Below are 13,102 nucleotides of genomic sequence, written 5' to 3'. Positions count from 1 at the left end.
ACCTGCTGTTGCCGGAGGGCTTCAGCGTGGATCTCAATGGCGATGGCTTCGACGAGGTCGGGGCGGCCCTCACCGCCCACTTCCCGCCCGACGACGCCCCCGCTGCGGTTCGGGAGGCGTGGTTCCAGGCCACCGCAGCCATGCCCGATGGCGATGCGATGACCTATGGCCTGATGATGCACGACGCCGTATATGGCCTGCGCATCGACGGCCAGAACACGCCCTCCCCCTACAAGGCCGACGACATCGACAGCTACCGCCAGATCGTCAGCAACTTCCTGGCCGCGCTGGAGGACCAGCGGGGGCTGATCTCCAGCGAGCAGTACGCGCGGGACAAGGATTTCTTCACGCGGCTGGGGGCGCTGCTGGCGCAGGGTTCGTCAGGCGCCTGAGAGGTCGGCGTAATTGCTGATCGGCCACAGGATCAAGCGAAATGCCCTTGGTCGATCTCGTGAAGCCAGTTCTCGACGGCTTCGAAACCCAGTGCATCACTTGCAAAGTCCATCGGCGCCGTGCCGTCGAGGCGTTTTTTGGGGGTATGAAGCCAGTCTTGGGCCCGTTGGGCATCCCCAAAAACCAGCTCCGCCAACAACTGCAGGCGGAGCATTCGGGCGAGACTCATCTCATCGATGGCCGTGGGCATGCCGAGGGCGCCTCCCAAGCGGCTCGCCAGACGGTCCTGCAAGGATGAACTCATGTCGCCACAATGAAAGTGATGGTGCGCCAAGTGGCGCAAAGATTCAACGATTGCGGCCGAGGGCGGTGCTGGAGGGGCCGGACATTGCACCCGGCGCCCTCAGCGCCCTGCTTCTGTGTGCCCTCGCCTTACTGCAGGAATGCCGGCCGCGCATACCCCTGGAAGTGCTTGTCCAGCGCCGCCCGGTATTCCGGCGTGCGGAAGGCTGCGGCCAGATCCTTGGCCCACGGCTTGTCCTTGTCTTCGGTCTTCACCGCGACGACGTTGAGGTAGTGGTCCGGGGTCTTTTCCAGCACGACCGCTTCGGTGAGCTTGAGGCCGGAGGAGATGGCGAAGTTGCCGTTGATCACCACGAAGTCGGCGTCGTCCAGCGTGCGCGGCAGCTGGGCGGCTTCGATGGGGGTCAGCACGAGTTTGTGGGGGTTCTCGGCGACGTCCTTCTCGGTGGCCTTGAGCGGATCGACGCCCTGCTTCACCTTGATCAGCTTGTTCTGTTCCAGGAAGACCAGCGCGCGGGCCAGGTTGCTGGGGTCGTTGGGCAGCGTGATGCGGTCGCCGCTCTTCAGCTCAGCGAGGCTCTTGCGCTTCTTGGAGTACAGCCCGAGGGGCGCGATGGGGGCCTTGGTGATGTCCGTCAGGTTGAGGCCTTTGTCCGCCGAGAATTTCTTGAGGTAGATGATGTGCTGGAACAGGTTGGCATCCAGCGAGCCCTGGGCCAGTGCGAGGTTGGGCTGCACGTAGTCGTTGAATTCGACGAGCTTGACGGTGTAGCCCTTTTTTTCGAGCACGGGCTTGATGCCGAGCTTGAGCTGGTCGAAGTTGGAGCCGGCGGTGGCGCCGAGGGTCAGGGTCTTCTTTTCCTGCGCGTGGGCGTTGCCGTGGCCGAGGCCCAGGCTGGCGGCCACGCCGAGGACGGCGGCAATGTGCAGTGCCCGCAGGCCGAACTGACGTCGAGAGGCATTCATGCTGTGTTCTCCTGTTTTGTCTGGATCGAATTCTTGAGGGGTCAGCGCTTGTCCACGCGCCGGGCCAGCCACTGGCCGAGAAACTGGATGCTCTGCACGAGGGCCACGAGCAGGACGATGGTGATCAGCATCACATCGGTCTGGAAGCGGTAGTAGCCGTAGCGGATGGCCAGGTCGCCGATGCCGCCGCCGCCCACCACGCCGGCCACCGCCGAGTAGGACAGGAAGCTCACCGCCAGCACGGTGACTGCCAGCACCAGGCCGGAACGGGCCTCGACGAGCAGCACGTGGCGCACGATCTGCAGCGGCGAGGCGCCCATCGCTTCGGCCGCTTCGATGACGCCTCGCGGCACGTCGCGCAGGGTCTGCTCGATGAGGCGCGCGAAATAGAAGATGGCGGCGATGGACAGCGGCACGCTGGCCGCCAGCGGCCCGATGGACGTGCCGGCCACGACCCGCGTGAAGGGCGAGATCGCCACCAGCAGGATGATGAAGGGGAAGGAGCGCACGACGTTGATGACGCCGTTGGCCAGCAGGTTGAAGGCCCGGTAGCGCTCCAGCGCCTGGCCCCGGCTGGTGAGGAAGACCAGCAGCCCGAGGGCGCCGCCCAGCACGAGGGCCGCCGACAGGCAGATGCCCATCATCAGCAGGGTTTCGCCGGTGGCCTTGAGGATCTCCGGCAGCAGTTCTTCGAGGGTCTCAAGCATGGGCGCTCTCCTGGGCGAGGTGATGGGGCGCGGGCTCAATCGGCGCGGACGAAGCACCGCCCGCCGCCCCGCCGAACTCCGCCAGCCAGCCGCCCAGGAGCGAGCCTTCCGGGATACGGCCATCGGCGATGTCGAGCTGTTCGACGATCTGCCCCGCCTCCATCACTGACACGCGATGGCACAGGCGGCGGATGACTTCCATCTCGTGGCTGACCAGCAGGATCGTCACACCGAAGCGCCGGTTGGCGTCGGCCAGCACGCCGAGCAGGTCCAGCGTGGTCCGTGGGTCCAGCGCGGAAGTCGGTTCGTCGGCGAGCAGCACATGGGGCTCGGGCGCCAGCGCGCGGGCGATTGCGACGCGCTGCTTCTGTCCGCCGGACAGGCGGCCGGGATGTACGTCGGCCTTGGCGGCAAGGCCGACGAAGTCGAGGCAGGCCGCCACGCGTTCGCGGATTCGCGCCGCCGGCTCGCCGGACAGGCGCATCGGCAGCGCGACGTTCTCGGCCACCGTGAGGTTATGCAGCAGGTTGAAGTGCTGGAAGATCATGCCGATGCGGTGGCGCGCCTGGCGCAGCGCCGGCGCGGACAGGCGGGTCAGGTCCTGGCCGTGCACGATCACCTCGCCCGCATCAGGGCGTTCGAGCAGATTGACCAGGCGCAGCAGCGTGGATTTGCCGGCGCCCGAGAAGCCGATGATGCCGTGGATCTCGCCGGCGGGTACCGCCAAGCTGGTCGGCTGGACGCCGACGCTCTGCCCACCCGGATCGGTGAAACGGCGGGAGACGCCGCGCAATTCAATGGCCGGTGAGGCTGGCAAAGGCTCGCTGGTTCGGGACATGGCTGTATGCAAAATGAAGCGATGGGGCGACTCTAGCGCCGCCCTGCCCGCTCCCGAACCAAGTAATCCTGCTGAGCTTTACAGCGCCGCGGTGGATAGCTTTCCACCCTCGGCGGGCTTTTTCTTACTGCTTGCGATGCGCGCAACGGGCGCAGCTCAGGTCGTCGAGCCGTTCGCGCACTTCGGTGGCGGAATGCCGGCAGAACACCATGGGAATGCCCAGGTCTTCGGCCTGCTTGCGCACATTGCGCATCAGCATGTGATTGGCGCGGTCGCACATGAAGACCACCAGGCCGGTACGGCGCGACAGCTGGCGCCGGTTCTCGGAAGCCTTGCGGCCTGTCCAATGGTCGATCTGCTTGATGCCGAACTGGTCGGCCACCCGCAGGATTTCACTGCGGATACCTTCGATGCGGTCCGCTCCCACGATCACTGCCTGCATATCGGCGACTCCTTCAAAGCGTGCCGCAGCACGAATGACGTGAGTGTGTCGCGGCCCCGCAGCGCACCAAACCAAATTCTTTCGATATGCATTGCAGCCGGACGGGGCATAGGCGCTATTCCAGCAGCGCAGCTAAGCTATTGAATATTTTGAATTCACGCTTATTCATGAAGGCCAAGAAGTGCTGCCATAAGGGCAGCTGGAGAGCATTGCTGCTGAAATTTCAACAGCACCTGCGCTGCGGCCGAGAGGATTTCTGTTAGCAATCAAAGGCGTCGAGTGCTGGCATTGCCCTTGCGATAGGCAGTCCAAGGCCGCAGCCCTGCCATCGCAGGCCGGCCGGATTGTTCAAATCACGCAACGGAGAACTCAGAAAAATGGCCATTCGTCCGCTCTACGACCGCGTCATCGTCAAGCGCCTCGATCCGGAGCGCACCACCGCCAGCGGCATCGTCATCCCCGACAGCGCCGGTGAAAAGCCCGATCAGGGTGAAGTGCTGGCTGTCGGCAACGGCAAGCTGCTTAACAGCGGCGAGCTGCGTCCGCTGGCCGTCAAGGTCGGCGACCGCGTGCTGTTCGGCAAATACGCCGGCCAGGCCGTCAAGATCAACGGCAGCGACGCCCTCGTGCTGCGCGAGGAAGACGTCATCGCGATCATCGAAGGCTGATTCTTCAGCCTCGCACCCGACAACACCACAAGACATCAAGAATCAGGAGCTCTCCACTCATGGCATCCAAGAAAGTCCTCTTCGGCGACGACGCCCGTGCCCGCATCGTCGTCGGCGTCAACATCCTGGCCGACGCGGTCAAGGTCACCCTCGGCCCCAAGGGCCGCAACGTGGTCCTGGAGCGTGCCTTCGGCGCCCCGACGGTGACCAAGGACGGTGTGTCCGTCGCCAAGGAAATCGAACTGAAGGACAAGTACGAGAACATCGGCGCGCAACTGGTGAAGGAAGTCGCGTCCAAGACCTCCGACAACGCCGGCGACGGCACCACCACCGCCACCGTGCTGGCCCAGGCCATCGTGCGTGAAGGCTTCAAGTACGTGGCCGCCGGCTACAACCCCACCGATCTCAAGCGCGGCATCGACAAGGCTGTCGTCGCCATCGTCGCAGAGATCAAGAACATCGCCCGCCCGACCACCACCAGCAAGGAAATCGCCCAGGTCGGCGCCATCTCCGCCAACTCCGACGCCGACATCGGCCAGATCATCGCCGACGCCATCGACCGCGTCGGCAAGTCCGGCGTGATCACCGTGGAAGACGGCAAGTCCCTGGCCAACGAACTGGACGTGGTGGAAGGCCTGCAGTTCGACCGCGGCTACCTGTCGCCCTACTTCATCAACAACCCGGACAAGCAGATCGCCGCGCTGGACGATCCGTTCATCCTGCTGTTCGACAAGAAGATCTCCAACATCCGCGACCTGCTGCCGGTGCTGGAACAAGTGGCCAAGGCCGGCCGGCCGCTGTTGATCATCGCCGAGGACGTGGAAGGCGAAGCCCTGGCGACGCTGGTGGTCAACACCATCCGCGGCATCCTGAAGGTTGTCGCCGTCAAGGCGCCGGGCTTCGGCGACCGCCGCAAGGCTATCCTGGAAGACATCGCCATCCTGACCGGTGGCCGCGTGATCGCCGAGGAAGTCGGCCTGACGCTGGACAAGGCCACGTTGGACGACCTCGGCCAGGCCAAGCGCATCGAAGTCGGCAAGGAAAACACCACCGTGGTGGACGGCCTCGGCAGCGCCGACGCCATCAAGGCCCGCGTGGGCATCATCGATGCGCAGATCGCCGAAGCCACCTCCGACTACGACAAGGAGAAGCTGCAGGAGCGCAAGGCCAAGCTGGCCGGCGGCGTGGCGGTGATCAAGGTCGGCGCGGCCACTGAAGTCGAGCTGAAGGAGAAGAAGGCCCGCGTGGAAGACGCGCTGCACGCCACCCGTGCGGCGGTAGAAGAAGGCGTGGTGCCCGGCGGCGGCGTGGCGCTTCTGCGCGCCCGCAAGGCCATCTCCGAGCTCAAGGGCGACAACCACGACCAGGATGCAGGCATCAAGATCGTGCTGCGCGCCGTCGAGGAGCCCCTGCGCCAGATCGTCGCCAATGCCGGCGACGAAGCCTCGGTGGTGGTCAACAAGGTCATCGAGGGCGACGGCAACTTCGGCTACAACGCCGGCAACGGCACCTACGGCGACCTGGTCGAGCAAGGCGTGCTCGATCCGGCCAAGGTCACCCGCTCCGCGCTGCAGAACGCCGCGTCTGTGGCGGCGCTGATCCTCACCACCGACGCCATCGTCGCCGAACTGCCGGACGACAAGGCGGCCGTGCCTCCCGGCCACCATCCGGAAGGCTTCGGCGGCGGCTTCTGATCCGCTGATCACCTCACGGCAGCCCCCCTGCTCGTGACGGCCGGCCCTTCGGGGCCGGCTTTTTTGTGTCCATCAGCCGCTGGGCAATCAAGCCGTGCGCCGGTGGTGCCGCCGGAGCAGCACGGCGAAGACGGCCCCCAGCGGCACCATCACGCTGGCCGCCAGGCCAAAGACCATCAGCGCACCGCGGGTTTCGTAGAGCAGCCCGCCTGCTGAGACGCCGAGCGCCTGGCCGAGGAAGAAGCAGGATGCGAACAGGGACACCGCGGTGCCCCGCACCTGCGGCGCCATCTGGGTTGCGTGGGTCTGCAGGGTGTTGTGGAACATGTAGTAACCCAACCCCAGCAGCGCGCAGGCCGGCACGGCCCAGCCCCACGCCGGGCCGCTGGCGATCAGCAGCCAGGCCAGCGCGATCAGGGCCGCACCGCCAATGGCCAGGCCCAATTCCCCCAGCCACTTCACCAGGCGCCGGGCAAACAGGATGTAGGACAGCCCGCCCAACCCGAACATGCCCATAAGCAAGCCCGCCTGCGACATGCTCAGCGCAAAGCGGTCATGCAGGTAGAGCGGCACGAAGGCCAGGCCGCCGAACACGAGCATGCCCTCAACGAAGACCACCGCCAGAATCACCCGTGCCCACGGCACGCCGAACAAGCTCCCAATCTGGGCCACCAACCCGCCCTGCCCGCCCGTGGCGCCAGGCTGCGGGTAGGTCAGCGGATTGCGCCGCGACTCCGTCAGGACGCGCAGGCCAATCACCAGATAGAGCAGACAGACGAAGCCGAAGGCCCAGCGCCAGCCCACCGTATCGGTGAGCACCCCGCCGATCAGCTGGCCGGCAATCACTCCGGCGATCTGTCCGCCGATGAAGCGGGCCAGGGTGTGCTGGCGCTCTGCATAGGAGACCTTGTCGCCAATCCAGGCCATCGAGAGCGGAATGATGCCCGCCGCAGCCACCCCGGTGAATACGCGCGCCAGGATCAGCAGGTCGAGGGACGCGGCCAGCGCGGCGCCGAGGGTACCGAGGGTGCACAGCAGGGTGGTCAGCGCGATCAAACGGTACTTGCCGAGGCGGTCGCCCAGGGGCCCGAAGAAAGCCTGCACCAGCCCGTAGGCCACCGCGAAGCCCGACACCACGTGGGCCACCTCGGCCGGCGAGGCGGCAAACTGCCGCGCCAGATCGGGCAACATCGGGTCGCACAGGCGCGCGGAAACAGCACTGGCGAAAGCCGCCGCAGAGAGCAGCAAGATGGGCCGGCGAAGCTCACGGTCGGGGGGAGCGGTCATGATGGGAGTTTTTCTTATCTGGAAGCGAGCGCCAGCCACACGACGGCGAGACAGTAGGCTTGCAGGCAATAGCGCATGTTGCCGCGCGCCAAGGTGCCGGCCGGGACGCCGAAGCGCCCCTGGATGGCGATGTGGATGCCGGACATCGACCCTGCGGCAAGTCCAATGGCCCACGACTCGACGAAGACCAGGGCAAGCAGGTCGGGTTCCGGGTGAAGCGGCGCCAGCCAGGACGCCATGATGGTGATCGAGATCACCACGTGGATACCGAGAATGGACAGCAGGATCATCAGGGCGAGGATGATCGCCGCCTCGAAGGTGCCGAATGCACTGAAAGGCATCCACACGCCGCCGAGGCTGATCAGCGACTGCAAGCCGCTGGCAAAGACCCCGGCCGCCAGAAACAGGATGAGCTCGCCGGACATGCCGGGCAGGCGATCCCTGGCATGGCGGTAGATCGACCGTGCAGCGGCCCTGGGGCCCCGCTCAACGGAGGTCACCGCGCAGACGATCGCCAGCGCAGACAGGCTGACGATGGACAGCGCCGCCCACTGCGGAAGCAGCCAATGCCCGGCCGCAACCAGCACGGAGAGCAAGGCCGGCACACGCAGCGCCCGCAGATGCATGGGGTAGCCGACAAAGGTCGCGCTGCTGTTGCCCAGCGCTCTTTCGATATCGCGCACTGCCAGCACCAGCAGCACGGCAGCGAGCGCCGCGCCGATGCCGGCCAGCCGCATTGGATTGGCGCCCGGCGCATTGGTCAGCGCAACCGCGGTGGCCGCAAAGAAGGGCGACCACAGGGCCGCCGCCAAAAAGGCCCGCCCGAGAATCATTGCCTGCTCGGGACGGAGCTTGCCCGTCGCCCTGATCCGCTCGGCCATGATGAAGACCGCGGACAGGTTGATGACCGCCCCCAGCAGATGCACGCCAAGGGCCGTGCGCCACAAGGCCTTTCGCCCCTGCGGCAGCGTCTCGCGGGCGTCTTCCGCCGTGTTGAGCAACTGCAGGAAGCTCACCGCCCCGAGCATGCCCAGCAGCGCCGTATTCTGCGTCAGCACACTGAGCCACGCCGGACGCTGGCCATTGAACAGACTCACCCCGAAGGCCAGCAGCCCGCAACCCGCCAGCAACACGGCCTGGCGTTTCTGCGCAGCCGGCAGGCGCGGCCACAGGAGCGCTGCGGCCAGCCAGGCGCTGGCGCCGGCCCACCCGCTTGGCGGCCCGTGGCCAGTCCCTGTCAATGCAGCCAGCACGATCATCGCGGCCAGCAAGGCCGAGGCCAAGGGCTGGCGCCTGAGCAACGTGTGCCGTGTATCCGATTCACGCATCGTCTTGAATTAATACCGGCAAGCCTTCCACCCGCGGGAGCCAGGCTGCCGCGGGTGGACCACTCTGCATGCCTTAACTGGCGTGGGAGATCAAATTGCCGAGTCCGCCCGGAGCGGGTGTGCCGACCGCGCCGGTCAGACCCTTGCCCAGCTCCCGGTCGGCGGCGGCCGGGTCGAGCAGGCGCACGGCCACGCCGACGGCCAGGATGTCGATCATCAGCAGGTGCAGGATGCGCGACACCATCGAGATGTAGCTGGTGCCGTCCTCCGCGTGGTCCACCGCCAGCGCCACGGTGGCCTTGGCGGCCAGCGGCGAATTGCTGGTGGTGATGGCGATGACGCTCGCGCCGGCGGCCAGTGCCAGGTCCACCGCCTGCAGGATGTCGGCCATCGCGCCGGAGCGGGACACCGCCACCACCACGTCGTCCTTGCCAAGCAGCTCCGCCGCCATCATCTGCAGGCGCGAGTCGGAGTAAGCCACCGTCGGGATGCGGAAGCGGAAGAACTTGTGCTGGCCGTCGATGGCCACCACCGCCGAGTTGCCCATGCCGTAGAACTCGATGCGCCGCGCCTTCTGCAGCAGCGCGATGGCCTTCTCGACGGCTTCCGGGTCAAGGCTGTCGCGGAAGCGCAGGATCGCAGAAACCGTGTTGTCGAGCACCTTCACCGACAGGTCCGGCGCCGAATCGCCAAGTCGCACCTGGCTGTGGCGCACCGGCACCGTGCCGCTGATCCCCGACGCGAGCTTGCGCTTGAACTCGGCCAGGCCCTGGAAACCCAGCGAGCGGCAGAAGCGGATCACCGTCGGCTGGCTGACTTCCGAATGGCGGGCGATCTCGACGATCGGCTCGTTGAGGAACATGCGCGGCTGGCTTAGCAGGAACTGGGCGACGCGCTGCTCCGCCGGGCTCAGGCTGGCCTTGGCGCGGCGGATGTTGCCGAGCATCGGGCTCTCCGACTCGCCGCGCTGCAGGTGGGCGCCCAGGATTGCCGCCACCCCGAGGAAGGCCGGGTTGGCGGCAGTGATCACATAGGTCGGGATCTGCGCCAGGTAGTCGGCAAAACGGCCCTTGCTCTCGAAACGCTGGCGGAAGGCCGAACGGTCGAACACCTCGCCGAGGCGCGGCACGATGCCCGCGCCGATGTAGATGCCGCCCACCGCGCCGAGCGTTACCGCCACGTCGGCGGCCACCGTGCCGAGCATCGCGCAGAAGCACTCCACCGCCTCGGCGCACAGGCCGGTATCGCCGGACAGCACCGCCTGCACGATGTCCGGCGCGCTGCGGCTGGGCGCCTCGACGCCATTGCGTGCGGCCAGTGCCCGGTAGATCAGCTCCAGGCCGGGGCCGGACACCAGGCGCTCGGCGGACACGTGGGGCAGCTCCTTCCACGCGTACTGCAGGATGAACACCTCACGCTCATCGGCCGGCGCAAAGCTGACGTGGCCACCTTCCGAACCCAGCGTGATCCAGCGGTCCTCGGCAGGAATCAGGCCGGAGACGCCCAGGCCGGTGCCGGGGCCGATCAGGCCGATCACCGCATTCTGGCGCGCCTCGCCACCGCCGACCTGGCGCCGCTGCGGGTTGCCGAGATACGGCAGGGACATGGCCAGCGCGGTGAAGTCGTTGACGACCAGCAAGGTGTCCAGGTCCAGGCCGCGGCGCGCCTCCTCGATGGAGAACTGCCAGTCCCGGTTGGTCATCTTCACGAAGTCGCCGTCGATGGGGTTGGCGATGGCTACCGCCGCATGGCGCGGCCGCGGCCCGCGCAGGCCGGCAAAGTAGGCCTGCACCACCGCCACGAAGCCCGGATAGTCCGCACAGGTCAGCACCGCCAGCTGCTCCAGCCGGCCCGGCGCGGTCTCCAGCGCGAAACGCGCATTGGTCGCCCCCACGTCGGCCAGCAGGCGCGGGCCGCTGTCGTACAGCGCCCCGCCCGCTTCGTTGCCCTGCATGTCCCAGCCGGCGGCCATTGCTCCTCCCACGTGCTTCTCCTGTTCGCTGATGCTTTTCAAATCTGGCCCCAAGCATAACGCAAGCGGGCGCCAATACCGTCCGGGCGGGCCATCGCGATGAGTTTTTCACAAAACCGTATACTTCCGCACATTTCCGCAAATAAAATTGCGTGCATTCCATCCCCCTGCGGACTCCATGCTGCCTGCCACCCGTCACCGCGCCCTCCTCCAGCACCTGGCCAACAGCGGCCAGGCCGGCATCCTCGAACTCGCCGCCGCGCTCCGTGTATCCGACGACACCATCCGCCGCGATCTGAAACACCTGGAAGCCCAGGGCCTGCTGATCCGTAGCCACGGCGGCGCGGTGCTGGCCGACATGCACGCGCTGCCCCGTACGGCCCGCGATGCGGTGCTGCCGGAAGTGAAGGACACCCTCGGCCGCGCCGTCGCCGAGGCGATTCCGCCGGGCGCATCCCTGATGCTCGACGCCGGCTCAACGCTGCTGGCCGTCGCGCGGGCGCTGCGCGGGCCGCACCGGGTCGTCACCCACTCGCTGGATGTCGCACAGGCGCTGAGCGCCCGGCCGGAGATCACGCTGGTGCTGGCCGGCGGCGAGTGGGACGCGCGCCAGCGTCTGTTCCGCGGCCCCTCCACGGTGGATACCGTACGGCGCTACCGCGTTGACCTGGCCATCCTCGGCGCCTGCGCGCTGCACCCGCGCCACGGGCTGACCGCCACCGAAGCCGGCGACGCCGAGGTCAAGCGCGCGATGCTGGCCTGCAGCGAAACCCACTGGCTGGCCACCGACCATCTCAAGTTCGACACCCTCGCCCCACATGCGGTCGCCCCGCTGGACGATTTCACGCGGCTGTTCTGCGACCAGCCCTTCAAAACCGAGCTGCCTACCGGCCTCGCGCAAACCGCCCTCGACACCACCGGAGAGCAAAGCCAATGACGACAACCGCCCAATCCATCCCGGTCGCACTGATCGGCTACGGCAATGCCGGCAAGACCTTCCACGCTCCGCTGATCGCCAGCACGCCCGGCCTGCGCCTCGCCTGCATCGCCTCCAGCCAGGGCCAGGCCGTTGCTGCCGACCGGCCAGAGGCCCGCGTCGTGGCCGATCCTCTGGCCGCCATCCACGCCCCGGACATCGAGCTGGTGGTCATCGCCAGCCCCAACGACACCCACGCACCGCTCGCTGCCGCGGCGCTCACCGCCGGCAAGCACGTGGTCGTGGACAAGCCCTTCACCGTCGAATTGGCCGAAGCCCGCGAGTTGATCCGCCTCGCCGAACAGCATGGCCGCCTGCTGTCGGTCTTCCATAACCGCCGCTGGGACGCGGACTTCCTGGCCCTGCGCGCGCTGCTCACCGACGGTCTTCTCGGCCGTCCGACACAGCTCGAATCCCGCTTCGAGCGCTTCCGCCCGGAAGTGCGCGCCCGCTGGCGCGAGCAGGCGGTGGCCGGCGGCGGCGTGTGGTATGACCTGGGTCCGCACCTCGTCGATCAGGCCCTGCAACTCTTCGGTCTGCCGGACAGCGTATCGGCACGCTTCGCCATCCAGCGGGACGGTGCCGAGACGGATGACTGGGCGCAGGTGGACCTGGACTATGGCCAACTGCAGGTCACGCTGCGCGCCTCGATGCTGGTGGCCGGCGGCATGCCGCGCTTCGCCGCCCACGGCACGGCGGGGAGTTGGATCAAATACGGGCTGGACGGCCAGGAAGACCAGCTCAAGGCCGGCCTGCGCCCGGGCACGCCCGACTGGGGGCTTGATTCGCAGGCTCCCACGCTGTATGCCGCCGCCGGTTCGACCACCACATCGCCGTTGCCGCGCGGCGATTACCCGGCCTACTACGCGGGCATCCATGCGGCATTGCGGGAAGGTGCGCCCAACCCGGTACCGGCCCACCAAGCACTGGCGGTGATGGCCGTCATCGATGCCGCCCGACGCAGCGCCTCCAGCGGCCAGCGCACCGGCCTGGAACTGACTGAGCAGGAGCGTGCCGCATGGAACTGAACGAAGAGATTGCCCGCGTCGCCGCCCACGAAGCCACCCTGCACCTGCCCCGCTTCGACGAGGACGTTGCGTGGCGCCTCGGCACCCGCCTGCGCAGCATGGCCGTGGAGCGCGGGCTGGCCATCGCCATCGAGGTCCGCCGTTGCGGCCAGCTGCTGTTTTACGCTGCTCTGCCCGGCACGACGCCGGACAACGGCGACTGGATCCGCCGCAAGGGCAACGTGGTGACGCGCTTCCTGCGCAGCTCCTACGCCATCGGCCTGAGCCTGCAGCAGAAAGGCGGCGACCTGACGAGCCGCTACGGCCTGCCGGCCGCCGACTATGCAAGCCACGGCGGCGCCTTTCCACTCTACGTGGAAGGCGCCGCCGTCATTGGTTACGTGGCAGTCTCCGGCCTGCCCCAGCGCGACGACCATGAGCTGGTGGTCGAGGCGCTGAGTGCCGAACTGGGCTTGAGTTATTCACCGCCGCCTGCCTGAGTCCAAGCAAGGCCGGCGGGG

14 protein-coding genes are annotated in these 13,102 nt (G+C 67.2%); 6 read left to right on the top strand and 8 right to left on the bottom strand.

What is annotated here, in order from left to right:
- Positions 1-26 precede the first annotated feature (26 nt).
- Positions 27-392 carry a hypothetical protein gene (locus tag AC3QL2_RS23035; RefSeq protein WP_493232652.1) on the top strand — a complete coding sequence of 122 codons (366 nt, stop codon included), beginning with the start codon at positions 27-29 and terminating at the stop codon, positions 390-392.
- A 32-nt stretch (positions 393-424) separates the two neighbouring features.
- On the opposite strand, the gene AC3QL2_RS23030 is transcribed toward AC3QL2_RS23035, so the two are convergent.
- The 5 genes from AC3QL2_RS23030 to AC3QL2_RS23010 all read right to left on the bottom strand — a co-directional run bounded on the left by AC3QL2_RS23030 (position 425) and on the right by AC3QL2_RS23010 (position 3,649).
- Positions 425-643, bottom strand: coding sequence for an antitoxin Xre/MbcA/ParS toxin-binding domain-containing protein (locus AC3QL2_RS23030; protein ID WP_493232651.1), 219 nt, complete (start codon positions 641-643; stop codon positions 425-427).
- 182 nt (positions 644-825) lie between these two features.
- A complete protein-coding gene (locus tag AC3QL2_RS23025) occupies positions 826-1,662 on the bottom strand; it encodes a MetQ/NlpA family ABC transporter substrate-binding protein (protein WP_493232650.1) in 837 nt (278 codons plus the stop codon).
- 41 nt (positions 1,663-1,703) lie between these two features.
- Positions 1,704-2,369 carry a methionine ABC transporter permease gene (locus AC3QL2_RS23020; protein ID WP_481114217.1) on the bottom strand — a complete coding sequence of 222 codons (666 nt, stop codon included), beginning with the start codon at positions 2,367-2,369 and terminating at the stop codon, positions 1,704-1,706.
- Complete coding sequence (locus AC3QL2_RS23015; RefSeq protein WP_493232649.1) at positions 2,362-3,207, bottom strand: methionine ABC transporter ATP-binding protein; 846 nt, start codon at positions 3,205-3,207, stop codon at positions 2,362-2,364. The genes AC3QL2_RS23020 and AC3QL2_RS23015 overlap by 8 nt, the downstream gene beginning before the upstream one ends.
- Before the next feature lie 124 nt (positions 3,208-3,331).
- On the bottom strand, positions 3,332-3,649 hold the full coding sequence (locus tag AC3QL2_RS23010; protein WP_481114219.1) for a DUF2325 domain-containing protein: 318 nt from the start codon (positions 3,647-3,649) through the stop codon (positions 3,332-3,334).
- A gap of 377 nt (positions 3,650-4,026) precedes the next feature.
- Between AC3QL2_RS23010 and AC3QL2_RS23005 the strand changes: the two genes are divergently transcribed.
- Positions 4,027-4,317 carry a co-chaperone GroES gene (locus tag AC3QL2_RS23005; RefSeq protein WP_493232648.1) on the top strand — a complete coding sequence of 97 codons (291 nt, stop codon included), beginning with the start codon at positions 4,027-4,029 and terminating at the stop codon, positions 4,315-4,317.
- A gap of 59 nt (positions 4,318-4,376) precedes the next feature.
- Entirely contained in the window at positions 4,377-6,011 is a 1,635-nt protein-coding gene (gene groL / locus AC3QL2_RS23000) for a chaperonin GroEL (RefSeq protein WP_493232647.1), read from the top strand.
- Between the two features lie 87 nt (positions 6,012-6,098).
- On the opposite strand, the gene AC3QL2_RS22995 is transcribed toward groL, so the two are convergent.
- From AC3QL2_RS22995 to AC3QL2_RS22985, 3 genes are all read right to left on the bottom strand, one after another.
- Positions 6,099-7,298: an MFS transporter gene (locus AC3QL2_RS22995; protein WP_493232646.1), complete on the bottom strand. Its 1,200-nt coding sequence runs from the start codon at positions 7,296-7,298 to the stop codon at positions 6,099-6,101.
- Positions 7,299-7,312: 14 nt separating this feature from the next.
- Positions 7,313-8,581 carry a hypothetical protein gene (locus tag AC3QL2_RS22990; protein WP_493236663.1) on the bottom strand — a complete coding sequence of 423 codons (1,269 nt, stop codon included), beginning with the start codon at positions 8,579-8,581 and terminating at the stop codon, positions 7,313-7,315.
- A 118-nt stretch (positions 8,582-8,699) separates the two neighbouring features.
- A complete protein-coding gene (locus AC3QL2_RS22985) occupies positions 8,700-10,640 on the bottom strand; it encodes a glucokinase (protein WP_493232644.1) in 1,941 nt (646 codons plus the stop codon).
- Between the two features lie 136 nt (positions 10,641-10,776).
- On the opposite strand from AC3QL2_RS22985, the gene AC3QL2_RS22980 reads away from it, so the two are divergent.
- Genes AC3QL2_RS22980 through AC3QL2_RS22970 form a run of 3 tightly spaced genes read left to right on the top strand, consistent with a single transcriptional unit; the run spans position 10,777 to position 13,081 of the window.
- Positions 10,777-11,535: a DeoR/GlpR family DNA-binding transcription regulator gene (locus tag AC3QL2_RS22980; RefSeq protein WP_493232643.1), complete on the top strand. Its 759-nt coding sequence runs from the start codon at positions 10,777-10,779 to the stop codon at positions 11,533-11,535.
- Complete coding sequence (locus tag AC3QL2_RS22975; protein ID WP_493232642.1) at positions 11,532-12,602, top strand: oxidoreductase; 1,071 nt, start codon at positions 11,532-11,534, stop codon at positions 12,600-12,602. The genes AC3QL2_RS22980 and AC3QL2_RS22975 overlap by 4 nt, the downstream gene beginning before the upstream one ends.
- Complete coding sequence (locus AC3QL2_RS22970) at positions 12,593-13,081, top strand: heme-degrading domain-containing protein (protein ID WP_493232641.1); 489 nt, start codon at positions 12,593-12,595, stop codon at positions 13,079-13,081. The genes AC3QL2_RS22975 and AC3QL2_RS22970 overlap by 10 nt, the downstream gene beginning before the upstream one ends.
- Positions 13,082-13,102: the final 21 nt, after the last annotated feature.

It is taken from the genome of Zoogloea sp. GW822-FHT05C07 (assembly GCF_058800215.1).
Note: the sequence above shows the minus strand (reverse complement) of the source record. Positions and strands in the feature narration are given on the sequence as shown.